This is a genomic window from Campylobacter concisus (genome assembly GCF_902460875.1).
Classification (GTDB): Bacteria; Campylobacterota; Campylobacteria; order Campylobacterales; family Campylobacteraceae; genus Campylobacter_A; species Campylobacter_A concisus_AA.
On sequence record NZ_CABPVR010000005.1, the window covers coordinates 20186 to 44197 of the forward strand.

A 24012-nucleotide genomic window follows, 5' to 3' on the forward strand; every position below is an offset into this window, starting at 1 on the left:
ACTCTAAAACGTCATCGCTTGATCGCACTGCCTAACCCACTCGGACAAGATATCCATGCTGCCTTTTACCTCAGCCTCGAAATAAGGCTCTCCCGCATGCAAACCGCACCTCGTTTGGCAGCTACCGCAAACCTTTAACATAGCGCCGCTAGCGTATAGCTCTTTTAACATCGCTACTAGATCTACGTCGTAGTTTTCCGGCTTTTTGGTGCTATTTCGCGCAAGATCGACCGCGTCGTTCATTAGAAAAATTCTAACCTCTTCGCCTTTTTCTTTTAGCGTTTTAGCTAGCCTTAATGCGTTGTAAGCATTGTCGGTACCGTTGTATGGTTGATTTGTAAGTATAAATAGAAATTTTTTCATCTTTTTCTCCTTTTGCCAAAAATGTAGCGCAAACCGGGCAAATTTTAGCCAAGCTATATAAAAAGAGGCTAAATTTATCTAAAAAGTAAAAGTACACCGATCGTACAAACGATAATGGCGGTGCAAATTTCAAGTAGCTTTAGGTGCGTTTGTAAAAATTTCTTTAGCATAGCTCCGCCAAGCGCGTAGATATTTAGCGAACAAAACTCGATAAAAACGAGCGTTGCCGCGATCGCGCACATACGAGCGAGACTAAAGGGATTGTCTTTGTCCAAAAACGTAGGCAGTAAAGCCGAGAAAAATATCCATGCTTTTGGATTTGTGACGCAAACGATGAGGCCGTTTATAAACATCTGCTTTTTGCTTGGCAAATTTGAGACGTTCGTTATGCTAAGCTCGCCCTTGCCAAAAAGAAGCATCGCGCCAAGATAGAGCATATAAAGCCCTGCGATGATGTTTAGCGCCTTAAATGCGTACTCAAAATGATGAAGTACCGCACCCGCGCCAAGCATACAGCAAAATGCCACGAAAGCAAGCGAAAGAAGCTGTCCGGTCATCATAATAAGCGAGTGCTTATAACCAAAGCTCATACCGATACTCATCGCATAGGTCATATTGATGCCCGGCATTAGCGAGATAGGAGCAAGCGTGGCGAAAAAGAGTAAGAAGTCCATAAAAAGCCTTGAAATTTAGCTAACAAATATAAAAATTTAATCTATAGATCAGATCCAGCGATCAAATTTATAGCTTAAATTTAAAAGGCGGACTAAGCCGCCTCTTTTTTTAGTGAGTTAAGAAATACTCTTGAATTTTGGCTTTATCGCTTGTTTTTGTAAGAGCAAGCATTAAAAGTACTCTAGCTTTTTGCGCGTTTAGATTATCGCTTGTTAAAAAGCCGTATTTTGCGTCGTCTACTTCGCCGTTCATAGTCGTCTCGCCACTTCCTACACGCGAGTCACGAACTACCACTACACCGGCTTTTGAAGCCTCACCAAGTGCCTCAAGTACGCTAAAGTAAGGGTTGCCGTTGCCAAGGCCGGCACTAACGATACCTTTTGCGCCGTTTTTAACAGCTATATTTACAAAGTCAGGGTTGTCATTTGCATGAGAGTAGATGATATCGACTCTTGGAAGTTCTTTTACACCCTCTAGGTCAAATGCTGATTTTGCTGTGTGTTTTCTGATCGGATTCATATAGTATTTTACGTTGCCATAAAAGACTGTGCCGATTTTGCCGCTATTTGGTGATTTAAATGTATCAACGCCTGTTGTGTTGGTCTTTGTCACCTCTCTTGCAGCGTGAATTTCATCATTCATAGTAACTACAACGCCCTTGCCTACGCTATCTTTACTGATAGCAACGTTTACAGCGTTAAATAAATTTAGTGGGCCGTCTGCGCTTAGTGAGCCGCTATTTCTCATCGCACCTACAAGGACAACTGGTTTTTCGCTTTTAACTACTAAATTTAGAAAGTAAGCTGTCTCTTCCATAGTATCTGTGCCGTGAGTAACGACGATACCATCAGCTTTGCCGCTGTTTAGAAGCTCGTTGATTCTATTTGCAAGCTTTAGCCAAACTTCGTTGTTCATATCTTGTGAGCCGATATTTGAAATTTGCTCACCTTTTATGGTAGCGATCTTGTTGATATCTGGCACGGCTGCGATTAGTTTATCGACCGTAACAGTTCCAGAAGTATAGCTAGAGTCAAGCGAACCTGAGCCGCTTCCTGCTATCGTTCCACCAGTGGCTAGAATGTAGATGGTTGGCTTTGCAACTGCTAAAGTAGCACCTAAAATCATGAGTAACACCGCCTTAAAGATTAAACGCATTTTAACTCCTTTGCATTAAAATTTGCAAAGCAATTATAACGTCCTTTATTTAAAAAATTTATTAATTTTAAAAATTTATATTTATTTAAAAAATTCTTATCAAAAGCATATAAATTCCGGTTGAAATAACTATACTAAGAAGGGCATTTTTAAACTTTAAATGCGCCAAGATAGCCGTAAAAACCGCTACTATCTCACTTAGTCCATATGGAAATTCGCTAAATTTCGTATCTTTTAAGCCGTAGCAGACCAAAATGACCATTATCATCATACCCATATGCTTCTCGATAGCGTCTAAGTAAGGGTTTGGTTTATAGTTTCTTAACGCATAAAATGGCGTCGCTCTCGTTATAAAAGTAGCCAGGGCGCTTAAAAGCACCGCTATAAACAGTATCATCTCGCTTGAGCTTACACTTATCAAATTTTATCCTTGAACAAAAGTAAAAATATAAAACAAAGCGCCATCGAGCCAACAAGCACAAATTTAGCCTGAAATAGACTCACTCCAAGCACGCCAAAAAAGATCGCCGCAAAGAGCACGCAGTAGTTTTTATCATTTTTAAACATCTCTATCACAATAACAATAAAAAGCGAGGTCAAACTAAACTCAAGCCCCTTTGTATCGGCCTTTATAAGATCACCAAGTATCGCACCAAGCAGTGTTCCAGTCGCCCAGTAAGACCAAGAAAGGATATTTAGCCAGGTAAAGACAAAACTTCGATCACTTGCCTTTTTTAGCTTTAAATTTTTAAATATGGCAAAGGTCTCATCTGTTAGCAAAGCGATGTTTAAAAGCCTAAATTTGACCCCACTATACTCTTTTAAAAGTGAAATTCCATAAAAAGTATGGCGCAAATTTACAAGATAGCTCACGATAAAGACCTCAACGTAGCTCGTGCCAACGCTAAAGAGTGAGAGCATCATAAACTGCGCTGCGCCGCCGTATGCCAGCGTACTAAGCGCCACAGCGATAAATGCGCTAACGCCCATGCTTTTTGCCAGTATCCCAAAAGCGACGCCGAGGGGAAAATAGCCCATAAAGATAGGAATGGATAGTTTAAAAACGTAGTTAAATGTCAAATTTTTACCTTCATAAAAAGCCGAAATGTTAGCAAAATTTGAAAAATTTAGAGTAAAAATGGAGCTAATTTTATAAAATAATAAAAATTTATGGAGCCAAAAGATGAAAAAAGTAATTTTAATTTTATTTTGTGTTCTATTTTCTTGGGGTAAAAATTTTGATGCCACTAAGCTTGAAAATGAATGCGCTTTAAACAACATAGAAAGCTGCACCGATCTTATATATATCTACCTTGACAAAAATGAGCACGATAAAATGGCAGCTATGGCAAACAAGGCCTGCAAGCTAGGCAATCCGCACAGTTGTCTATTTTTAGGAAATATATATCTACAAAAAGACACCCTAGCACAGGAGAAAGAAGAAGGGCTTGGGCTTTATAATAAGGCTTGCGAACTAAAAAATGCATTTGCTTGCTATACCATTGCACTTATCTATGAAACAGGAGATGCTGATATACCAAAAGATAAAAATAGAGCAAAAAACTACTATAAAAAAGCCTGCGAGCTTGATTTGGAAGAAGCATGCAGTAGCTTAAAAATTTTTAATTAAACAAAAGATGCTTTTATTCTTGCTCTTAAAAGCAGAAATTTTAGACGAAATGTATCAAAGTGATAGCAGGATAAGAGAAAATTTTACAGGCAGTTACAAAGATGCCTCAAAAATTTATAATTCATCAAGCAACAATAGTACTGCCAAATTTATAATTTAGACCAAATTAATGCGTCTGTTTTATAAAGTAGTATAAGCCCAACAATAGCTAGAGTCGCGTTCATACTACCTACCTTTTAAGCCCATTTACTATTTCAAGCATCGAATCACTCGTAGTTATAGCCTTTGAGTTTGCCTCGTATGCGCGCTGACCAGTTATAAGATCAGTCATCTCTTCGACCAGTTGGACGTTACTCATCTCGACAAATCCTTGTCTGATCGTACCAAGTCCGTCAAGTCCTGCTACACCTACCACCACGTTACCACTAGCGCTTGTTTCTAGATAGTTATTATCACCCATTGAGTGAAGGCCAGCTGGGTTTATGAAATTTGCTAGCTCGATCTGACCTATCTGAGCCATCTCTCTCTCACCTGCTTGGAGCACTGATACGGTGCCATCTGTGCCGATAGAAATTTGCGTCGCATTTGCAGGGACTGTGATCTGAGGGATGAGCTGATAGCCATCGCTATTTACAATAGTGCCGTTTGCATCAAGCTTAAATGCACCATTTCTAGTATAGGCTGTTGTGCCATCAGGCAGCTGAATCTGAAAAAATCCATTGCCCGCTATTACCATATCTAGGTTGTTGCTGGTCTCTTTGAAATAGCCCTGGGAGAAAATTTTATTTATCGCCGTTGGACGCACGCCAAGACCCACTTCAATGCCTGTTGGGCTTGTGGTAGTCTGGCTTGTAGCCGTACCTGCATACTCCATGACTTGATACATAAGATCAGCAAATTCAGCCCTATTTTTCTTGTATCCATAGGTATTTACGTTTGCGATGTTGTGTGAGGTTACGTCTATCTGCGTCTGCTGAGCTATCATGCCAGTGGCCGCAGTGTAAAGTGATCTCATCATAGTTTTATCCTTTTATTAAGCTTTTAGAGCTAGTTTTTGAACAGCATCTTGGTTAAGATCGTTCATGTGGCTTGTCATAACCTTTTGATACATATCAACTAAGCGCTGGGTTTCTATAAGACCAACCATTTCTAAAACTGGGTTTACGTTTGACATCTGAGCATATCCTTGCATTACGCTATCAGCCTCATCAAGCTCTGTGATGTCGTTAAAATTTCTAGTTTCAAAGAGGTTGTCGCCGACCTTTTTAAGATCTCTTATCTCTCTTGGCTGAGCGATAAAAAATTTAGAAAATTGATTATTATTTGAGTATAAATTTCCATTTTTATCAGCAGTTAGCACCTCACCTTGTGGTACTTGAATGCCTCTTTGACCGGGGCTTTGTGCCTCATAGCCACTTGGTAAAACCTTATAGCCCTCCTTTGTGACGATATAGCCGTCGCCATCAAGGCTAAAAGAGCCGTTTTTGCTAAGCTTTACACCATTTGGGGTATCAACTAAGAAAAATGCGTCATCTCTTTTTATCGCAAAATCAAGCGTGTTTGAGCTGTATTTAAAGCCACCAGCACTAAAGTCGGTGTATTCTTCGCTCACTTGTGGCACGCGATTAAGCGTTCTATTTAAAAATTTTGCTCCATCTTTTGTGTGATTTTTAAGTGGAAGCTCATCTTGTGTCTCTTTAAAAATTCTCGCAAAATCTCCGATAACTACGTCATTTCGCTTGTAGCCGATCGTATTTACATTTGCAAGATTGTTTGAGATCACATTTAGTCTGTTAAACTGCGTTACCATGCCAGCAGTGGCTTGATAATAACCATTTTGCATGCATTTTCCTAAAATTAATTATTGTCACGGTTTTAAAGCAATAGCTGTTCCAAAATTTTAATTTTTTAATTATTAAATATTTCATAAAGTTTAATAAATAATTTATTTATTTAATGTTAAGATTTGCGACTTCAATATAGATAATGACTATTAAAAACAATAAAAATACAAAAAAGGATACATACTATTATGAAAAAGACTTCACTAGTTGTTTTGTTTTGTGCTGGCTTAAATTTGTTGGCCCAAGAAAGTGAGAATATAAAAGAAGTTGAACTTGGCGGAGTAGAGGTAACTGCGGAAGAAGAAAACGTAAAGAATAAAAAGATTAGTGAAGTAAAAAAGACAGCAAGTGAGCTTACCAAACAACAAGTAAGCGATACTAGAGATATGGTGCGCTATGACACTGGTGTAAGCGTAGTTGAGACTGGTCGCTTTGGCTCTAGCGGATATGCTATAAGAGGCGTTGACGAAAACCGTGTGGCTATCAGTATCGATGGACTTAATCAAGCTGAAACACTTTCATCACAGGGATTTAAGGATCTCTTTGAAGGATATGGAAATTTTAACAATACAAGAAATGGCGTAGAGATAGAAAACATCCAGCAAGTAAATATTACAAAAGGAGCAGATAGTATAAAAACCGGCTCAGGTGCACTTGGTGGCTCTGTAATGTTTGAAACAAAAGACGCCAGAGACTATCTTACAGAAAAAGACTGGTTTTACGGCTTTAAAGCACAAAAATCATCAGCCAACGATGAAAAACTATTTTCTCATACGATGGCCGCACGAGCAAAATGGTTTGATATTCTCTTTATCACTACAAAAAGAGATGGTCATGAGATGAAAAACTGGGGTTACAAGACATACGATGATAGCGTGCTTGGCAAAGAGAGAGAAAAACCAGATCCTTATACCATAAATACAGATAGTAGGCTATTTAAATTTGGTGTAAATTTTAATGAAACGAACCGCTTTAGCGTAGGAATCGATAGAAGTACAAAAGAGACAGTAGGTACTGACTGGTCGTATAAATTTGCTCTTTTTCAAAGTGGTAATACAAATGACATAGTCTATAGTACCGACACAAGGCACGTAAATGACAAAAATAAGCGCGAAAATATCTTTTACACATACGAAAACTACGATGAAAATCCACTTTGGGATAGCATGAAGCTAACCTACTCAAAACAAAAGATCCAGCTAAAAGCAAGGACTGATGAGTACTGCGATAAAAATGACTGTCAGGGCCTGCTAAATCCATCAGGATTAAAGTTAAATAACGAAGGTAAACTGGTAGATAAATATGGTGGTGACTTAGAAATGAGACAAGTAGAAAAAGAGCCTTGGCCTGGAGCTGGCTTCACTTTTCCTCAAGATATCGTGTTTGATAGTCATGGAAACGAAGTAGACGAAACATTCTATGGAAGAACACATCGTGGAGTAGATAAACTTCTTGTTGATTGCAACCAGTATGATTGTTCCAAACCTTTAACACTTTTTAATAAAACAACTAAAAAATATGAAACCTACGATCTAACTCCACAAAATATGCCAGATGGCAATGGAAAATATGCAGAACTTACTCCAAAAAATAGATTTGAGGAACTACTTTTGCCAAGAGCTCCAGGATACATTGAAAATAACTGGAAAGACAGGGATCTAAATACCGATACAAAACAGCTAAATTTAGATGCAACAAAGGAATTTAGTCTATTTAAAATGGATCACGCCTTAAAATACGGTGGGCTTTATAATCAAACAGATAAAAGCATGGTAAATAGGCAAGGCTATGAGGCGTATAATAAGGCATGGTGGGCGAAATATTTCTTTGGCATGGCAAACAAAGGCACAGGCTTATCTCAAAACTGGCAACCAGACAAATGTATGCCTCACGGCGGAAATGAGTACAGTACGCTTTGTAGACATGAGGATGATAAATTTAGCTTTTTGATACCTGTTGAGACGAAGACAAAGGCATTTTATCTAGGTGATGATATATCTTTGACTGAAATTTTAAGCGTTGATTTAAACTATAGATTTGACAAAATAACACACAATCCAAGCTACATACCAGGCAAAACACCAAAGTTACCAACTGATCTTTTTGCTGGTGTTTTTATACCTTTTACCATACCACCTGGCACTAGCCCAGAAGAAGCAAAAAGGATAAAAACCAAAAACGCTGAAGAAAATGCACTATATCTAGCAAGTCAAAAGAGAGATTTTACACATCATTCGTATTCACTTGCGACAAATTTTGACCCATTTGAACACATAAGACTTCAGGCAAAATACGCAAATGGCTTTAGAGCTCCAACATCTGATGAAATTTATTTTACTTTTCAGCATCCTGATTTTACGATATTTCCAAATTTAGCCCTTCAGCCTGAGATCGCAAAAACAAAAGAATTTGCTGTAACTCTTCATAACTCGCCTAGCTTTTTTACGATAAATCTCTTTCAAACTGACTATAAAAATTTCATCGATCTAAAGTACATCGGTCGTGGTACGCTAACATACGGTAACGCCGGTAGTAGAATGCCAGTAGAAAAATATCAAAACGTAAATAGAGCAAAGGCTCGCGTAAGAGGTGTTGAGCTAAGTGCAAATCTAGACCTAGAGCAAGTTTATAGTGGACTAAGTGGCTTTAATGTCGGCTATAAATACCTATACCAAAAAGGACGAATGTCAGTAGATGAAAGTGGCAAGCTAGACGCTCCAATGAATGCCATCCAGCCAGCAAAATTTGTCTATAACGTCGGATATCACACCAAAAATAATAAATTTGGAGCAAATCTATATATGACGCACGTAAAAGCAAAACGTCCAGAAGATACTTACAATATCTATGCCAAAGACGATCCAGATGCAAAAAATACTTATGTTAGATATGTCAGTAATACATACAGTCTATTTGATTTTGTAGCATTTTACAGACCGATGAAAAATTTCACATTTACAGCAGGTGTGTATAACATCACAGATAGAAAATACACAAGCTGGGATAGTGCAAGAAGTATAAGAACTTTTGGCACAAATAATATGGTAAATAAAGAAACTGGCAGGGGCCTTGCTAGATTTTACTCACCTGGTAGAAATTTCAAGCTAACATTTGAAATGACGTTTTAATAATTTTATAGCTACCGCAATTTTAGACTTTTGCGGTAGCTTTGTATAGATAAAATTTCACTGTTTTGATGCACTTTTTAAAAAATTTGGGTATAATCCACTTTCTTTTAAACAACACTTAAATCACAATTAGACGATTCGAAAGGAAATTTATGAGCGCCGCAAAAGACTCTTTTTCTCAGATAGAAGAGCTTTTCGCTGAAAATGCAAAAGGCTTTTTAACATACGAAAAATTAGTAAAATTATTAGACAAAGCTCCGACTGCTACGATAGTAAAAAAGATAGAACAACTAGCAAAAACAAATAAAGTCCAGCTCATCACATCTGCTGAGGCCGCAAAGCTTAGAAATTTAGCCGATGCTAAAAAGCGTCAAGAAAACGCTCAAAAAAGTGATCAAGATATCGACGAGGATCTCGATCTTTCAGGCGAAAGTGACCTTTTAGAGTGGTCAAGATCTGATAGTCCTGTCAGGATGTATCTAAGAGAGATGGGGCAGATCGCGCTTCTTACAAAAGATGAAGAGGTAGAGATCAGCAAAAGGATCGAGCTTGGCGAAGATATCATTATCGATGCATTTTGTTCTGTGCCATTTTTGATCGATTTTATACTTGACTATAAAGAGCCGCTCATCAATAGAGAACGCCGTGTAAAAGAGCTTTTTAAGAGCTTTGAAGACGAGAGTGAAAACGAAGAAAATGAAGATAGTGAAGACGATATAGACGAGGAAGATGAAGAGAACGAAGAAAACGAAGCTCCTAAAAAATCAGCCAAAAACGATAAGCGCGCTGAAAAAGTTATAGAGAGCTTTAAGGCCCTCGAAAAGGCAAAAAAAGAGTGGCTAAAGACTGCAAACAAACAAGATAAAGTTGAGAGCGATGACACAGCTTCAAAGATGACTCTTGCATTTAAAAAGAAAATTTTAAAAGAGAAGCTAATGGATCTTGGCCCAACAAGCAAGCTAATTAGCGAGATCGTAAAATCAATGGAGACAGCACTAAAAAGCGACGACGAATTTGACAGAGAGCTAAAACGTTTGGAGTATCGCCTACCGATGTTTAGCGACGAGCTTAAGAAAAATCACAAAAGTATCTTAAAAGATATCATAAAGCTTAGCAAAGAAGAGATCGCAGCTCGTGTGCCAGAAGCTACAATGGTCTCAACTTATGTCGAGATCAAAAAGCTATTTACTACAAAAGAGGCGAGCAAGCAAGGCTTTGATCTTGAGCCAACAAGGCTAAAAGAAATTTTAGAGCAGATCAAACGTGGAAAGAAAATTTCTGACGAGGCAAAAGCTAGAATGGCTAAGTCAAACCTCCGTCTAGTTGTAAGTATCGCGAAACGCTATACAAACAGGGGTTTGCCATTTTTGGATCTCATCCAAGAGGGTAACATTGGCCTTATGAAAGCGGTTGATAAATTTGAATATAGAAAAGGCTATAAATTTTCAACCTACGCCACATGGTGGATCCGCCAAGCTATTTCGCGTGCGATCGCCGATCAGGCAAGGACGATTAGGATACCTATCCATATGATAGAGACGATAAATCGTATCAACAAAATAAACCGCAAATACCTCCAAGAAGAGGGAAAAGAGCCTGATGTAAGCGTTATCGCAAAAGAGGTTGGGCTAAGCGTTGATAAGGTAAAACAAGTCATCAAAATAACAAAAGAGCCTATCAGTCTTGAAGCTCCTATCGCAAACGAAGAAGACGGTAAATTTGGAGATTTTGTAGAGGATAAAAGCTCTCTTTCTCCGATAGAGCAAATTTTAAAAAGTGACCTTAGAGAGCAAATTGACGATGTGCTTTCGCAACTAAATGAGCGTGAAAAAGCGGTTATTTCGATGAGATTTGGCTTGCTTGAGGATGAGAGTGACCGCACACTTGAGGAGATCGGCAAGGCCCTAAATGTCACTCGTGAGCGCGTCCGCCAAATAGAAAGCTCAGCTATCAAAAAACTAAAACACCCAAAAGTTGGTAGAAAACTCAAAAACTACATCGAAGGCTAAAAGCCTTAATCTAGCTCGAATTTCACACAAATTTGAGCTAGAAGCTAAAATCAAAATTTTATACTCACATTAAAGCAAATATCTCCCACATAAATTTTAGTTATAAGAGCAACAAAGCTAGTTAACTTTTAGAGCATATTGTTGCAGTAAATTTTAGCTTTCTATTTACTAGCAAGGATTGATTATAATCTTATAATCACAGCACACTCACTAATGAAAATAAGATTTTACAGGCTCATTAAAAATTTTAGAGCAAAAATAGGCACAAAATGAGTTTAAATTTTAACCCCTCTAAATGCTTCCTTTGCGGCTTTTACATCAGCCTCATCTGGGTGCGTTTTGGCTCGCTCCCATCGCTCTAGTCGCTCAGGCGTTAGAGCAAATCTCGGATCATCAGGCATAGCTTTACCAAGTTTTTTTAGTTGCTCTATTACTTCAGGGGCAATCGCACCTTGACAGATAAACGTGCGCAAAATTTCATTGCCATTTTGCATAAATAGCTCTTTGCCTTGATCTATGGCCTGTGTTGCATGCGCACTTGGTACATCAGCACCAAGGGTTATAAAAAAACCCACTTTTTTATTTTTTACACTTTGAGAGATAAATTTTTTAAATTCCTTCTCCGGTGAGCCCTGATCTATATAGTATCCAAGCGCGATAAAGTCAAACTCGCTCAAATTTATCTCACTTGCATTGGCAAAATTTATCGCCTCACAGCTAAGCTCACCAGCAATAGCCTCTGCTATCTTTTTTGTATTTCCACTTTTTGATGTATATATCACAATACTTTTCATAAAAACTCCTTCTTAGAAATTTCCATCACTGCATTTGCGATAGAATTTCCCCAAAATACGCCATCTTTTGTAAAATTTAAAGAGTCGTTTTCGATTTTTAGATATCCACTTTCCTCACATTTTTTAAAAAGATCCATAAGCTCATTAGCACACGTCTGGCTCACAAAATTAAAAACACGCTCAAGGCTTATTTGTGGATACTGAAAAAGATTTACAAATCTATCAAACTCCATCTGCCTAGCAGTCATGCGACCCATAACTTTCATCTTTTGGCTCATGTTATAGATACCAAACTCACCTAGCCTGCCGCCAGCTCCTTTTCCAAGAGGCAAGACATCAGCACCCACGTGAGATAGTCTTATATATTTATATTGGTCCCTACCCTTTTTGGCCACCTTTGTATACTCTAAAATTTCATAGTCATCTTGACTTAAAATTTCGTCTAGAAATGCGTGGTGTAAGCTCTTATCGACTTCTACGTCATAGTAATCCTCGCTTATGGTCTTGCTAAGCACCGAGCCATCTAAAAACTGAAGCGAATAAAAACTCGCACTGTCAATGCCGAGCTCACGCACTAGCTTAGCATCTCTTACCACCTCATCGATGCTTTCATTAGGATAGTTATATATGATATCTACACAAAGCATTCCACTAAATTTCTCACGCAGATCACGTAGATGTTTTATCGCTGCCTCCGAGCTATGCGTGCGATTTAGCAGCTTTCTACCAGCTTCACTAAATGTCTGCACGCCGATACTGTATCGATTTACGCCAAGCTCGTTTAAAAGGCGAAGCTTGCTTATATTTAGGTTATGAAGCGTACTTTCTAAGCTAAATTCGCACTCAGGCAGGATATTAAAGCTGTCCTTAAGTGCGTTTATCACCTGCTCCAAGTGTCTCTCTTTTAATATCGTTGGGGTGCCGCCACCAAAATAGACACTACCTATTTTTTTGCTTTTTAAGTAGTTCGTGGCGGAGTATTTTTCTATCTCGCTTAGTAAAAATTTTGTATATTCATCAAGCTCGTCTTCAAGCTTTGTCCTATTCATCGAGCAAAACGAGCATATATTGTCACAAAATGGCACATGGATATAGATGACTCCTTCATTTTCATCTGGTGCACTCTCTAAAAATTCCCACAGCTCATCTTCACTCACCATATCAGGTCTTTTTGAAGGAGCTACGCTATGACCTTTTATACGTTTGTTAAACATTTGTATACTCACTTGTTAAGCGTGTTAAATAGCTCATTTGCGGCCTCATTTATGCGAGGTGTACCGCGCAAGACAAGACTTGATGGGACGTTTAAAATTTTAGAGTTCTTGGCCGCACTAGTTGCTTTTAGCACTGGATTTTGCGATAAAAAATCACTACCATCTTTCATGCCTACAACTATTATGAAGTCTGGATTTTGCGCTAGGATAAATTCATTTTGAACGATCGGCATCGCTCCAGCCAACCCACCTGCTACGTTTTTCATACCAAATTTAGTAAACATATCCCCAGGCAAGCTAGCATCGTTAAAAGCAACTAGTGGGGTAGCTGCATAAACGCCTAAAATTTTCTTACCGCTTAGCTTTGAGTTTTGAAATTTTAAAAAGTCCTGCTTTATCTTAGCCACAAGCTCGCTGGCACGCTCTTTTTTACCTGTGATATCGCCCATTTTTTCTATATTTTTGCAAATATCGTCTACACTATTTGCCTGCATCGTAAGTGTCTTTATACCAAATTTAGCAAGGTCGGCGTTTACACCATCAGAGTGAAAGCTAGTAACTACAAGGTCAGGCTTTAGCTCGACTATACGCTCTAAATTTGGCTTTGTATAAGTGCCAACGCTCTTTAGCTTTTCTGTCTTATCCTCAGGCCAAATCCTACCAAACTCAAGAGTAGAAATAGCTGCGATCTGATCTTCAGCCTCCAGCATATACATCATCTCAACCACCGCAGGATCAAGCACAACGATATTTTTAGCACTTAGACTAACACCGCTAAAACCAAGCAAAAATGCAAAAATCAAAAACAATTTTTTCATAAAATCTCCTTTAAATTTATCATTTCGGTAAAACAAATGGCATATCATTTTTATATATGATATCTGCCTTAAGGCCGTAAATTTCATCTAAAATTTCTGGATTATAAAGCTCTCTGACACTCCCTTTATGAGCTATCACACCACCTTTTAGCATTAAAATTTCATCGCATATCAGTGAGGCTAAATTTAGATCATGAAGTACTGCTATGGTGACTAAATTTAGCTCACGAGTAAGATGCGAGCAAAGCTTTAAAACCTCTATAGCGTGGCTTAGATCAAGGGCTGATGTAGGCTCATCAAGAAGCAAAACTTTAGGCTCGCTAACTATTGCACGAGCAAGCAAAGCTCTAGCAAATTCGCCACCACTTAGTGAGTTTGCTACTCGGTCTTTAAATTTAGCCAGCCCAAAAGTCTGCAAAGCCTCATCAACTAGGGCAATATCGTGAGAGCTATAACCACTAAAAGAGCTTTTTAGATGAGCATATCTACCCATCAAAACAAGCTCAAAAACGCTTAATGGCATCGTAAGTGCGCTTTTTTGAGGTACAAAACTAGTCGTTCTCGCAAGCTCCTTTTTGCTGTAGCTTTGTACATCTTTTTCTAAAATTTTGACACTTCCAGCGCTTGGAGAAAGCAAATTTAAGATACATTTTAAAAGTGTTGATTTGCCACATCCATTAGAGCCCAAAAGACCTATAAATTTTCCACTTTTGGCAGTAAAGCTTATATTTTTTAGCACACTTGTTTGCGCGTATGAAAAGCTTAAGTTTGATACTTCTACGCTCAATGCACACTCCTTTTTAGATAAAGTGCTAAAAATAGAAAAAATGGCGCTCCAAAAAACGCACTAATAACACCAACTGGCACTTCAACCGGACTTAAAACACTCTTGCCCACAACGTCACAAGCTAGCAAAAAAGCTCCTCCTCCAAGAGTAGAAAGTGGTAGCAAAATAGCGTTGTTTGAGGTGTTTAAAAGCATTCTAAAAGAGTGTGGAATGATGAGCCCAACAAAGCCTATCATACCGGTAAATGCGACTGAAAAAGCAACCGTGAGCGAAGCTATAACAAGCAGGCGCTTTTTAAGAGAATCGACATCTATACCAAGGCTTTTTGCCTCATCCTCTCCGCTTAAAAGTATCGTTAATTCAAAGCGTTTTAGATAAAAATATATTATGCAAAAGATAAGCGGAACAGCGATAATACCGACCTTTTGCCACGTGGCAGAACCTAAATAGCCCATCATCCACGCTACTATCTTAAAGCTATCTTCACCGATAAGATATGTTGCAAAACTCGTAAATGCTCCTAGAAATGATGAAAAAGCGATACCAATTATAAGAAGTGTAGCAATAGAGCGACTACGGTTGTAAACTCCAAAAATAGCAAGGGTAAGCAAGCTAGAAGACAAAAAAGCAAAGATGCCATAATAAATTTCAGATAAGCCAAGAAGATATGCCACTACTGCTCCAAATGTCGCAGATGCGGCTATGCCGATGATATATGGGTCTGCAAGCGGATTTAAAAAGACGCTTTGCGTTACAACACCCGAGCTAGCCAAAAGCATACCTATAAGCAGAGCCATTACAAGCCTTGGTAGTCTAATATCAAACAAGATGGTCTCTTTCATCTCGTCTATTTTGTTATTAAATATAAAATTTAAAATCTCACTCATGCTTATGTCAGAACCGCCTATACTAAGCGAGATAAAAGAGAGCAAAAAAATAAGCATAATAAGCAAAATGGCAAGCTTGGTACTACCCTGCATAAATTTCCTTTTAATACAAATAGCTAAAGACAACAAAAAAGCATAAAAATAAGCAGAAAATATAATTTTAAATAAAAGATATAAATTTTCTAAAATATTATTTTTAACTCGTAATTTTAAAAAAATAAGCTTAATTCTCGCTTTAAAAATATTAATGATAATTTTAATCAATTTTAAGATTTTATTTAGTATGATTTTGCGATTTTCAATTTTATTTTTATAAGGAGAATGGTTTTGAAACAAAGAGCATTAGACCACATGAATAAGGATCATCTGGATATAGTGATCGAGTTTTGTAAGAAATTTAGTGGTGTAGCTGAGCCTACAAATGTCAAAATGACTGATATAAACGAAGATGGCATGGAAATAACATGCGATCAGGCAAAAACATTTGTACCATTTTTAAGCAAAGCAGGCGGAGATGGTTTTAGAGAGTCGATCATCGAGCTTTATATGAGCATCAAGGGCGACACAAACAACTCTAGTGTGCAAGGCGGAATGATGAAATTTATAAATAGCTTTAAGACTGTTGTGATCTCAAGCGTTCTTGACGGGCAAGCGATTTCGTCGTATTCACCTTTCATAAAAGAAAACGATGAGTTTTATATCTGCATATCATCAGTAGCAGATCACTACCACTCAATAAAACAAAACCCGGATAAAATTTCACTCCTTTTTATTCAGGATGAAAAAGATGCAAAAAGTCTATTTGCTCGTGTAAGAGTAAGCTTTGAAGCAAAAGCTGAATTTATAAGCGACAGTGTAAGAGATGAATTTATATCAAAATTTGAGAGTGCCTTTGCAAATGAATCAGCACTTGCATTTATTAAAGAGATGAAAGACTTCTATATAGTAAAACTTACCCCAACAAAAGGTAGATATGTAAAAGGCTTTGGCGCAGCATATGACACAGTAGGACTCCAAGTTGTCGATAGTGGTAGAGTAAACAACCCTCACACTAAAAAATAGTCACTTTTGTAAGACCGTTTGGTCTTACAAATTTATACCTCATAAAATTTATTTTTTGCGTTGCTGTAAAATTTTAAAAGATACAAGCCGTGATATTTTTGCTTGTTATCATAAAAATGGTTTGGGTTTGCCTGAACTCGAGAAAATCTAGCATCAAAATTCCTCAATATGCCTATACCTATAATCTAAACTATAAACATATTTCATCCAAACAAGATAGAATCATTATAAAAATTTATTAGAAACTAAAAAAGAATTTACCGGTGCAAGACCGGTAAAAATTTATTCAGCTAGAAGTTTATCTAGTTTTGCAGCCAAGCTCGTAGTATCATGAGCTTTGGCTAAGCTCGCAGCATGTAGCTTTAAATTTGCTTGTAAATTTTCTTCCAAGCTCTTTGCGATATCGCTGTTATCAAGATTTTCTACACTATTAGCATTTGCCACGCTCCTTGCGGCTAGAGCATTTATGCCTCTAAATACAGCATTTTGTGTTGATCCGATCTCTGAGCGAAGTGAATTTATATTTTTTAAAATTTCACCTGTATTTGAGCCGTCATCTTTGACATTTAAAAGAGCATTTGTGCCCAAATTTATATTTTTTGCACTCTCGCCTGTAAAAAATCCAAGCTCAGTATCAAATACGTTTTTGCCGTTAAATTTAGCTTCTTTTATACTATCACTCATAGCATTTCTTAGTGCATTGATTTCGCCCTTTATGCCTTTTTGTTCATTCGCCGAAAGAGCAGGATTTGTGAGTTTGCTTGAAAGTTCACCTATTTTATCTGTATTTTTACTTAAATTTAAAAGTGTTGAGTCAGCGATCTGAAGCATTCCAATCATGTCGTTTGCATTTGCTAAACCTTCGTTTAAGACATTTGTTTGTGAAAGCAAACTCTCTGCGATTTGCAAATTTGCACCTGATGCTTTGATCTTGCTGTTTGCAGAGATGGCATTCAGTGCCTTCTTCTCGCTATTTTTTGCTTGATCTAAATAATAGTTTCCTGAAGCCTGGTTTGCAGTATAAGTTCCTAACTTCATAACAACTCCTTTTTAATAATTCGCTATGGATTCTACTATAAATTCTATAAAAAGTTGCAAAATCTCTATAAAATCCATTTTTCTTTACTCTTCTAGCCTCACTGCGACTGATTTTTTATGAGCAGTTAGTCCTTCAGCTTCAGCTAGCTGCATACATGATTTGCCAAGATGCATGATACCTTTTCTACTCACTGAAATGATAGAGCTTCGCTTCATGAAATTTTCAACTCCAAGCGGTGAGTAAAATCTCGCGCTTCCGCCCGTTGGCAATGTATGATTTGGTCCAGCGATATAATCTCCCATCGCTTCAGGTGTAAAGTGCCCAAAAAATATAGCGCCTGCATGAGTCACCTCATCCATATAGCTTAAAGCATCATTTGTAGCGATCTCTAGGTGCTCAACAGCAAGCCCATTCATGAGAGCAAAACACTCTTTTAGATCTTTTGCTACTATTATTGCGGCTTTATTTCTTATGCTTGCACCTGCAATCGCTTCACGTTTTAGTGTCTTTAGCTCATCTTCGATGTGTCTTTGCACCGCTCTTGCAAAAGCCTCTACCGGTGTTATCAAAAAGGCACTTGCTATCTCGTCGTGCTCGGCTTGAGAAAGCATATCAATAGCTATATGACGAGGATCAGCGCTATCATCAGCGATCACGCCTATCTCACTTGGACCAGCGATCATATCGATATTTACGTCGCCATAAACTAACTTTTTAGCAGCCGCCACGTAGATATTACCAGGTCCTGTGATGACATCGACCTTTGGCACGGTCGCTGTGCCGTACGCCATCGCTGCGATCGCACTTGCGCCTCCTACTTTAAAGGCTGTTTTTATGCCACAAAGATGCATTGCCGCAAGAAGCAAAGGATTTACATTGCCATTTGGTGCAGGTGTACAAACCACAATCTCTTTTACGCCAGCCACGATAGCAGGCACAGCGTTCATAAGAAGTGAGCTAGGATATGCTGCCTTACCGCCAGGGATGTAAAGGCCGGCACGATCAACCGGAGTGTATTTTGCCCCAAGTAATATGTCGTGCTCATCTTTGTAGGTCCAGTCACTTGGCTTTGTGCGCTCATGATAGCTTTTTATCCTATCGTGAGCTAAATTTAAAGCTACTCTTAGGGCGTTATCTAGAGAGTTATAGGCCGCTTCCATCTCTTTTACGTCGATTATTATGTCGTTTTTGCCTGTGACGCTAAATTTATCAAATTTTGTTATCTGGGCAAAAAGTGCACTATCGCCATCTTTTCTTATCTCGTCTATTATGCCCGCAACCACTGGCATTACAGCGCTCATATCATTATCACTTCGTCTAACAAGCTGCGAAAATTTACTCTCAAAGTCAGCGTCGCTGCTGTGTAAAAACTTCATCTATTATCCTTTATTTTTAGTTTTCTCTCATATCTTTGCTTTTGTGTAATGTTACCTAAAATTCCGCCCTGGTGGATATATAAAATTTCATTACTAAGCTTATCTAAATTTGCAAAAAGCGTCATAAAGCCCACTGGGTCGTAGATAAGCTCAAACTCCACACCACTTTTGCACACTTCAAGCCAAATTTCATAAAGCTCTTTGTATAAATTTCCAAAATGATACTTCTTTGGCGGATTTAGAATTTGCACTTTGCTGTTTTTATCTAGCCCATAAATTTGCTTTTTTAGGTAGTCGCTATCCCCTACGCAAGGAGCTGTAAAGACCCTAAGATCGGTGTGTTTTGCCAGGTAGCATGCGCTTGTACCTGTGCCTGAGGGCAAGAAAATATCAGGCTTTATGCCACTTTTTTTACTCCACTCATTGATCTCACGTGCTTGCGTGATAAAGCCAAGCTCAGCCTCACTCTGCGCCACGCCCTCGTTTATAAAGAGCGCATTTTGACTCTTTGCTAGCTCTTTAGCAAATTTCTCGCGCTCCTCTTTCACAAAAATTTCCATGCCATTTTCAAGTGCAAATTTGAAATTTCCAACTGGATCTTGCTCTAAATTTGAGCTTAGATGAGAGATGACGTAGTAAAATTTAAGCCCTTTTAGTTTGGCAAAAAGACTTAGGCTATACATGGCATTTGACTGGCTTGAGCCATGAGATACGATGGCTTTGATGCCGCTAAGATCGGCCTTTAAAAAATACTCCAGTTTTCTTGCTTTGTTGCCGTTAAACTCGCCTAGCAGATCATCTCTTAAAAGCCAAAATTCTCGCCCTCTTAAGCGAATTTTATCAATCACCCTTAAACTCCAAAAATTTCTCTATCTCGTTGATAGCCTCTTTGTTTGAGAGTGAAAATTTGATCTCGATGCGCCTTGAAGCGTCCTTGTCCTCGACTCCGTCTTTAAAAACCAGCTCATTGTAGCTTCGTCCGCTTGCGACAAGTAGCTTTCTAAGGCGAGTATCACCACTAAATGAATTTATAAACTCCATCACTGCATAAGCTCTTTTTTGCGAAAGCTCTAAGTTATAAATATAGCTTCCGTCGCTATCTGTAAAGCCTTCGATTATGATTTGATCAATATTTGAGGAGATATCTTTGTCATTTAAAAGCACGTCAAAATACTTACTAAGCGTGGCCTTTAACTCATCTTTGACCTCTTCTTTTAGGACCGCACTACCTTTATCAAAAAGCACTGAGGAGCTAAGTTTTAGCGCGCCTGAGTTTGGATCAATCTCGATGCTAGATCCTAGCCTATCTTTTAAGGCTGAGATCACTTTTACTCTGATACCGGTTAAATTTTTAACTCTATCGCGAGTGACGTTTAGATCCCTTAAAAGCTCGTCATATCTAGCCTCTTTTTTGCTTACTTGCTCGAGCAAAAAGGCGATCTTGGCTAAATTTTTCTCGCCGCTTGCATTTGCGTCGCTAAGCGCTCTATCTTTTGATGAAATTTCATCATTTAGCACGATCATCTTTTGGTTTAGATCAAAAATGCTAGCATTTAGCTCTTTTATGCTCGCATTTGCGTCTTTGTTTTCATCTATGAGCTGGGCTAGTTTTTCTTTTAGGGCGTCTATTTGGATGACAAAAATTTCATTTGATTTTTTCAAATTTATGTTTTCGTCGCTTATCTTTGAAAGCTCGCTTTTTAGGGCGTCATTTAGCTCTTCGAGGGTGAAATTCTTACCCTGAGCGTCTTTTAAATTTGCTAAAGCTGTGATGATGGCTTGTTCTTTATTTTCAAGGGTGTTTTGAGTTAGGACGTATTTTACGACGACAGCACCGATTAGCAGCATAAAAACAAAGAGCAGGCCCGCCATCAAGTCCGCGTACGAAACCCAAAAGCTCGATTGATCCTCGTTATTTTTGTTCATTTTCATTGCACTAGATTTTCGATTTTTTCTATTACAGAATTTGCTTCTTTATCAATCTCGTCTATGTTCTTTTTAAGCTCAGCGATCAAGCTCTCGCGCTCTTTTTCACGCTCCAAGCTCCTGCCCTCTTGCTCATATGCGGCCTTAAATATCGTCGCACTCTCCACAAGCGAGGCTCTAAATTCCTTTAGTGCGTCGTTTTGCTCTTCCATCAAAGAGAGAGAAAATTCTTTTAAAATAGTATCAAAACTCTTGATAGTCTGCTCAAATTTTAGCTGGCTCTCTTTTGTAGCGTTTAAATTTCTGCTAAAAATTTCGCTAAGCTTTGCATGCTCGGTTAAAATTTTAACCTCCATATCTTTAAAGGCATTAGAAAACGCGCCAACTGCCTTTAATATATCGGAGTGGATTTTTACAAATTCATCTTGTTTTAGCCCAGATTCATTTAGCATTTTTAAACTTGCGCTGAGCTCTGCCTTGCTTTGATTGATGATATTTTTCTCAACCTCACAAAGCTCTTTTAGGCTGTTAAATTTCTCATTTGTCTGCTCGCTTAGCTCTTTTACAAATTTATCATCAAGCACCATTTTAAAGGCATCGTGACTATCTTTAAAGTAGCCTACACTTGCTTTCATGAAATTTGCATTTAGTTCATTTTCCTGCCAGAAAAACTCACGGCTTAACTCTTTTTGCTCGATATAAAATTTCTCAAATTTACTAACGCCGATCTTTTCAAAAAACATCCACCAAAGTGCTAAAAATATACCGTATATCGATACGTAAAACGCCGTAGCCACACCGTTTAGCAGTATAGCGATCTCTTTTTCAAGTCCATTTGCAGTACTTGAGCTAAAGCTTGGCATGGAGATAGCGATACTAATAAATGTACCCAAAATTCCAAGCATAGGAAAGACTGCTTGGCCGATGTTTGCTAGATTGTCATTTCTAAAATTTCTTGTATAGCTCTCAAAAAAATCTTCAAATTTAGCATTTGCCTTTTTGACACTTGAAATTTCAAAGAGGTGAGCAATGATAAATTCTTTTAGCCTTATCTTGTACTCTTTGGCATTTGCTAAGAAATTTGAGTAAGCTACCAAGGCGCTGTGACGTGAAAAGATAAAAGCGACAAAGAGTATAACGCCCATCATCACGATGGTGTGAAGCTTCATCTGAAAATTTATAACGCCAAGATACGCTAGTATTGCCAAGATGTAGATAGCTAAAGGGATAAAGATAACTTTAAAAAAGACAAAAAAAGAGTGAGCTTGGCGCTCTTTTGGCACGCTTAGCTCACTAAAATCATTTTGATTTTGCATAGGATTAGTTCCTATTTAGGCAGTTTAAGTCGCTAAAAGCAGTCTGAAGACGCTTAACCATGCTCTCCTCGCCACTTCTTAGCCATTTCCTTGGGTCGTAGTATTTTTTATTTGGTTTATCGTCGCCCTCTGGGTTGCCGATCTGACCTTGCAAGTATGCTCTATTTTTAGCCTCATACTCGCGTACGCCGTCCCAGAAAGCCCACTGCGTATCAGTGTCAATGTTCATCTTGATAACGCCGTAGCTCACAGCATTTTTGATATCTTTTAGCTCGCTGCCACTACCGCCATGAAATACAAAATTTACTGGCTTGTCGCTTTTTGTATTAAATTTCTTTGCCACATAGGCTTGTGAGTTTTTAAGAATTTCTGGTCTTAGCACGACATTGCCCGGTTTATAAACGCCGTGAACGTTACCAAAACTAGCTGCGATGCTAAATTTATCGCTTATCTTACTTAGTCTTTCATAAGCAAGCGCGACATCTTCTGGCTGAGTGTAAAGAAGCGCGTTATCAACGCTTGTGTTATCTACGCCATCTTCTTCGCCGCCGGTTACGCCTAGCTCGATCTCTAGGCTGATACCAAGCTCACTAAGCTCTTTTAGATATTTCTCGCATGTGTTTAAATTCTCTTCCAGGCTCTCTTCGCTAAGATCAAGCATGTGAGAGCTAAAAAGTGGCACGCCGTGAGCTTTTTTATACTCATGACTTGCTTTTACTAGCTCATCTATCCAAGGTAAAAGCTTTCTAGCAGCGTGGTCAGTGTGCAAAATGACTGGCACACCATAAGCCTTGGCTAGCAAATGAACATGTTTTGCTCCAGCGATCGCACCAAGAACGGCAGCGTTTTCGCAGGCTTTACCAGCGTAAAAACCTGCACCGCCATTACTAAACTGAACGATAACAGGCGAGTTAGCAACCTTTGCCGCTTCTAAAACAGCATTTACCGAGTCGCTGCCTACGACATTTACAGCAGGTATTGCAAAACCTTGCTCTTTGGCATAAGCATAAAGTTTTGTTACATCATCTCCGCTTAAAACACCAGGTTTTACGATATCTAAAACGCCCATTTTATCCTCCAAATTTTACTTATATTCTATCTTTGCTTTTTGGCGTAGAGCTTCACTTTTTTGTCTAACAGCAGCTTGGAATTTCTCCATTTTTACAGCTTGCTCGATCTCTGGTTTTGCTTGCTCAAAGCTTACAGTGCCAGCAGCTTTGCCATCTTCTTTTAAGATAACGTGGTAGCCAAACTGAGTTTTAACTGGCTTAGTTGAAACTGTGCCATTAGCCATTGAAAATGCTGCGTCTGCAAAAGGTTTTACCATTTGGCTTTGACCAAACCAGCCAAGCTCGCCACCGTGTGCTGCTGAGCCTTTGTCGATTGATTTTTGGCTTGCTAGCTCTGCAAATTTCTTAGTTAGAGCCTCGCCTTTTAAATTTTTAAGCTGAGCAATAATATCGTTTGCTGTTTTTTCATCTTCAACTAGGATATGTCTAGCTTTTGCTTGAGCTGGCTCATTCATACTTGCTTTATTTTTATTGTAAAAATCTTTTAGCTCGTTATCACTTACTTTTATGCCATCAAAAAGCTTTCTCATATAAAGCTCAACTGCGATGCCTTCTTGCGCTGCTTTTACAGCTTTGATGTACTCTACATCTTTTTCGATACCGCTTGACTTAGCATCTTTTAAAAGAAGTTTTCTGTTTATTAGATCGTCGATAATACGTTTTTTCTCATTTGGTTGAAGCTTACTAGCGTCAAATCCTGGCATAGCTGCTGACAAAAGGCTTGAAATATCGCTATCGCTTATAGCATCACCATCAACTGTTGCAACTACTGCTGCATTTAGAGTAACAGCTGCTGCTAAACTTAAAACTGCTGGAAACAAAAATTTTTTCATATAAATCCTTTAAAAAATTGATTTTATGGGTAAGATTATATCAAATAAAGCGATAACTTTTCATTTAACTTAAGAAAATAAGGTAA

Annotated in this window: 23 protein-coding genes; 4 read left to right on the forward strand and 19 right to left on the reverse strand. The window is 38.4% G+C overall.

Annotated elements, in window-relative coordinates; genetic code table 11:
• Positions 1–3 precede the first annotated feature (3 nt).
• From F3H01_RS02860 to F3H01_RS02880, 5 genes are all read right to left on the reverse strand, one after another.
• On the reverse strand, positions 4–363 hold the full coding sequence (locus F3H01_RS02860; RefSeq protein ID WP_072594648.1) for a DsrE/DsrF/TusD sulfur relay family protein: 360 nt from the start codon (positions 361–363) through the stop codon (positions 4–6).
• 74 nt (positions 364–437) lie between these two features.
• A complete protein-coding gene (locus F3H01_RS02865; protein WP_149724773.1) occupies positions 438–1037 on the reverse strand; it encodes a LysE family translocator in 600 nt (199 codons plus the stop codon).
• Positions 1038–1146: 109 nt separating this feature from the next.
• The gene (locus F3H01_RS02870; RefSeq protein WP_149724774.1) at positions 1147–2193 is read right to left on the reverse strand and encodes a type II asparaginase; all 1047 of its coding nucleotides are present in this window, start codon (positions 2191–2193) and stop codon (positions 1147–1149) included.
• Between the two features lie 85 nt (positions 2194–2278).
• Positions 2279–2614 (reverse strand): branched-chain amino acid transporter permease, encoded by a 336-nt coding sequence (locus tag F3H01_RS02875; protein WP_149724775.1) that lies wholly within the window; start codon positions 2612–2614, stop codon positions 2279–2281.
• A complete protein-coding gene (locus F3H01_RS02880; protein ID WP_149724776.1) occupies positions 2611–3273 on the reverse strand; it encodes an AzlC family ABC transporter permease in 663 nt (220 codons plus the stop codon). The genes F3H01_RS02875 and F3H01_RS02880 overlap by 4 nt, the downstream gene beginning before the upstream one ends.
• A gap of 103 nt (positions 3274–3376) precedes the next feature.
• Between F3H01_RS02880 and F3H01_RS02885 the strand changes: the two genes are divergently transcribed.
• Complete coding sequence (locus F3H01_RS02885) at positions 3377–3823, forward strand: tetratricopeptide repeat protein (RefSeq protein ID WP_149724777.1); 447 nt, start codon at positions 3377–3379, stop codon at positions 3821–3823.
• A gap of 229 nt (positions 3824–4052) precedes the next feature.
• Here F3H01_RS02885 and flgG read toward each other — a convergent pair whose 3' ends face one another.
• On the reverse strand, positions 4053–4841 hold the full coding sequence (gene flgG / locus F3H01_RS02890) for a flagellar basal-body rod protein FlgG (RefSeq protein ID WP_021091447.1): 789 nt from the start codon (positions 4839–4841) through the stop codon (positions 4053–4055).
• Positions 4842–4856: 15 nt separating this feature from the next.
• Positions 4857–5666, reverse strand: a complete 810-nt coding sequence (locus tag F3H01_RS02895) for a flagellar hook-basal body protein (RefSeq protein WP_084109331.1) — start codon at positions 5664–5666, stop codon at positions 4857–4859.
• Positions 5667–5855: 189 nt separating this feature from the next.
• On the opposite strand from F3H01_RS02895, the gene F3H01_RS02900 reads away from it, so the two are divergent.
• Entirely contained in the window at positions 5856–8795 is a 2940-nt protein-coding gene (locus tag F3H01_RS02900; protein WP_084109332.1) for a TonB-dependent receptor domain-containing protein, read from the forward strand.
• Between the two features lie 152 nt (positions 8796–8947).
• The gene (gene rpoD, locus F3H01_RS02905) at positions 8948–10804 is read left to right on the forward strand and encodes an RNA polymerase sigma factor RpoD (protein WP_021091519.1); all 1857 of its coding nucleotides are present in this window, start codon (positions 8948–8950) and stop codon (positions 10802–10804) included.
• Between the two features lie 275 nt (positions 10805–11079).
• Here the strand turns inward: rpoD and F3H01_RS02910 are convergent, their stop codons facing one another.
• From F3H01_RS02910 to F3H01_RS02930, 5 genes are read right to left on the reverse strand one after another with little or no spacing between them, the layout of a single operon-like run.
• Entirely contained in the window at positions 11080–11598 is a 519-nt protein-coding gene (locus F3H01_RS02910; protein ID WP_084109333.1) for a flavodoxin family protein, read from the reverse strand.
• The gene (locus F3H01_RS02915; RefSeq protein WP_084109334.1) at positions 11595–12812 is read right to left on the reverse strand and encodes a radical SAM protein; all 1218 of its coding nucleotides are present in this window, start codon (positions 12810–12812) and stop codon (positions 11595–11597) included. The genes F3H01_RS02910 and F3H01_RS02915 overlap by 4 nt, the downstream gene beginning before the upstream one ends.
• 8 nt (positions 12813–12820) lie before the next feature.
• Positions 12821–13630, reverse strand: a complete 810-nt coding sequence (locus F3H01_RS02920; RefSeq protein ID WP_084109335.1) for an ABC transporter substrate-binding protein — start codon at positions 13628–13630, stop codon at positions 12821–12823.
• Between the two features lie 19 nt (positions 13631–13649).
• Positions 13650–14417, reverse strand: coding sequence for an ABC transporter ATP-binding protein (locus F3H01_RS02925; RefSeq protein WP_084109336.1), 768 nt, complete (start codon positions 14415–14417; stop codon positions 13650–13652).
• Entirely contained in the window at positions 14414–15397 is a 984-nt protein-coding gene (locus F3H01_RS02930) for a FecCD family ABC transporter permease (RefSeq protein ID WP_084109337.1), read from the reverse strand. The genes F3H01_RS02925 and F3H01_RS02930 overlap by 4 nt, the downstream gene beginning before the upstream one ends.
• A 234-nt stretch (positions 15398–15631) precedes the next feature.
• Between F3H01_RS02930 and F3H01_RS02935 the strand changes: the two genes are divergently transcribed.
• Complete coding sequence (locus F3H01_RS02935; protein ID WP_180378700.1) at positions 15632–16366, forward strand: HugZ family heme oxygenase; 735 nt, start codon at positions 15632–15634, stop codon at positions 16364–16366.
• 282 nt (positions 16367–16648) lie between these two features.
• Here F3H01_RS02935 and F3H01_RS02940 read toward each other — a convergent pair whose 3' ends face one another.
• The 7 genes from F3H01_RS02940 to F3H01_RS02970 all read right to left on the reverse strand — a co-directional run bounded on the left by F3H01_RS02940 (position 16649) and on the right by F3H01_RS02970 (position 23926).
• Positions 16649–17404 (reverse strand): flagellin, encoded by a 756-nt coding sequence (locus F3H01_RS02940; protein ID WP_084109339.1) that lies wholly within the window; start codon positions 17402–17404, stop codon positions 16649–16651.
• An 84-nt stretch (positions 17405–17488) separates the two neighbouring features.
• A complete protein-coding gene (gene hisD, locus F3H01_RS02945; protein ID WP_149724778.1) occupies positions 17489–18781 on the reverse strand; it encodes a histidinol dehydrogenase in 1293 nt (430 codons plus the stop codon).
• Positions 18778–19629: a pyridoxal-phosphate dependent enzyme gene (locus tag F3H01_RS02950; protein ID WP_107686926.1), complete on the reverse strand. Its 852-nt coding sequence runs from the start codon at positions 19627–19629 to the stop codon at positions 18778–18780. Before F3H01_RS02950 ends, hisD begins: the two co-directional genes overlap by 4 nt.
• Positions 19622–20707, reverse strand: coding sequence for an OmpA family protein (locus F3H01_RS02955; protein ID WP_410470349.1), 1086 nt, complete (start codon positions 20705–20707; stop codon positions 19622–19624). The genes F3H01_RS02950 and F3H01_RS02955 overlap by 8 nt, the downstream gene beginning before the upstream one ends.
• A 2-nt stretch (positions 20708–20709) precedes the next feature.
• Entirely contained in the window at positions 20710–22023 is a 1314-nt protein-coding gene (locus F3H01_RS02960; RefSeq protein ID WP_149724780.1) for a MotA/TolQ/ExbB proton channel family protein, read from the reverse strand.
• Positions 22024–22027: 4 nt separating this feature from the next.
• Positions 22028–23092, reverse strand: coding sequence for a class II fructose-bisphosphate aldolase (gene fbaA / locus F3H01_RS02965; protein ID WP_149724781.1), 1065 nt, complete (start codon positions 23090–23092; stop codon positions 22028–22030).
• A gap of 15 nt (positions 23093–23107) precedes the next feature.
• On the reverse strand, positions 23108–23926 hold the full coding sequence (locus tag F3H01_RS02970; protein WP_087577699.1) for a peptidylprolyl isomerase: 819 nt from the start codon (positions 23924–23926) through the stop codon (positions 23108–23110).
• Positions 23927–24012: the final 86 nt, after the last annotated feature.

Bases quoted from the DNA above. Each gene is read 5' to 3' on its own strand.
- rpoD (WP_021091519.1), top strand. From the start codon at position 8,948: ATGAGCGCCGCAAAAGACTCTTTTTCTCAGATAGAAGAGCTTTTCGCT.
- fbaA (WP_149724781.1), bottom strand. From the start codon at position 23,092: ATGGGCGTTTTAGATATCGTAAAACCTGGTGTTTTAAGCGGAGATGAT.
- F3H01_RS02940 (WP_084109339.1), bottom strand. From the start codon at position 17,404: ATGAAGTTAGGAACTTATACTGCAAACCAGGCTTCAGGAAACTATTAT.
- F3H01_RS02970 (WP_087577699.1), bottom strand. From the start codon at position 23,926: ATGAAAAAATTTTTGTTTCCAGCAGTTTTAAGTTTAGCAGCAGCTGTT.
- F3H01_RS02955 (WP_410470349.1), bottom strand. From the start codon at position 20,707: ATGAACAAAAATAACGAGGATCAATCGAGCTTTTGGGTTTCGTACGCG.
- F3H01_RS02860 (WP_072594648.1), bottom strand. From the start codon at position 363: ATGAAAAAATTTCTATTTATACTTACAAATCAACCATACAACGGTACC.
- F3H01_RS02865 (WP_149724773.1), bottom strand. From the start codon at position 1,037: ATGGACTTCTTACTCTTTTTCGCCACGCTTGCTCCTATCTCGCTAATG.
- F3H01_RS02915 (WP_084109334.1), bottom strand. From the start codon at position 12,812: ATGTTTAACAAACGTATAAAAGGTCATAGCGTAGCTCCTTCAAAAAGA.
- F3H01_RS02885 (WP_149724777.1), top strand. From the start codon at position 3,377: ATGAAAAAAGTAATTTTAATTTTATTTTGTGTTCTATTTTCTTGGGGT.
- F3H01_RS02900 (WP_084109332.1), top strand. From the start codon at position 5,856: ATGAAAAAGACTTCACTAGTTGTTTTGTTTTGTGCTGGCTTAAATTTG.
- flgG (WP_021091447.1), bottom strand. From the start codon at position 4,841: ATGATGAGATCACTTTACACTGCGGCCACTGGCATGATAGCTCAGCAG.
- hisD (WP_149724778.1), bottom strand. From the start codon at position 18,781: ATGAAGTTTTTACACAGCAGCGACGCTGACTTTGAGAGTAAATTTTCG.
- F3H01_RS02960 (WP_149724780.1), bottom strand. From the start codon at position 22,023: ATGCAAAATCAAAATGATTTTAGTGAGCTAAGCGTGCCAAAAGAGCGC.
- F3H01_RS02870 (WP_149724774.1), bottom strand. From the start codon at position 2,193: ATGCGTTTAATCTTTAAGGCGGTGTTACTCATGATTTTAGGTGCTACT.
- F3H01_RS02910 (WP_084109333.1), bottom strand. From the start codon at position 11,598: ATGAAAAGTATTGTGATATATACATCAAAAAGTGGAAATACAAAAAAG.
- F3H01_RS02930 (WP_084109337.1), bottom strand. From the start codon at position 15,397: ATGCAGGGTAGTACCAAGCTTGCCATTTTGCTTATTATGCTTATTTTT.
- F3H01_RS02920 (WP_084109335.1), bottom strand. From the start codon at position 13,630: ATGAAAAAATTGTTTTTGATTTTTGCATTTTTGCTTGGTTTTAGCGGT.
- F3H01_RS02895 (WP_084109331.1), bottom strand. From the start codon at position 5,666: ATGCAAAATGGTTATTATCAAGCCACTGCTGGCATGGTAACGCAGTTT.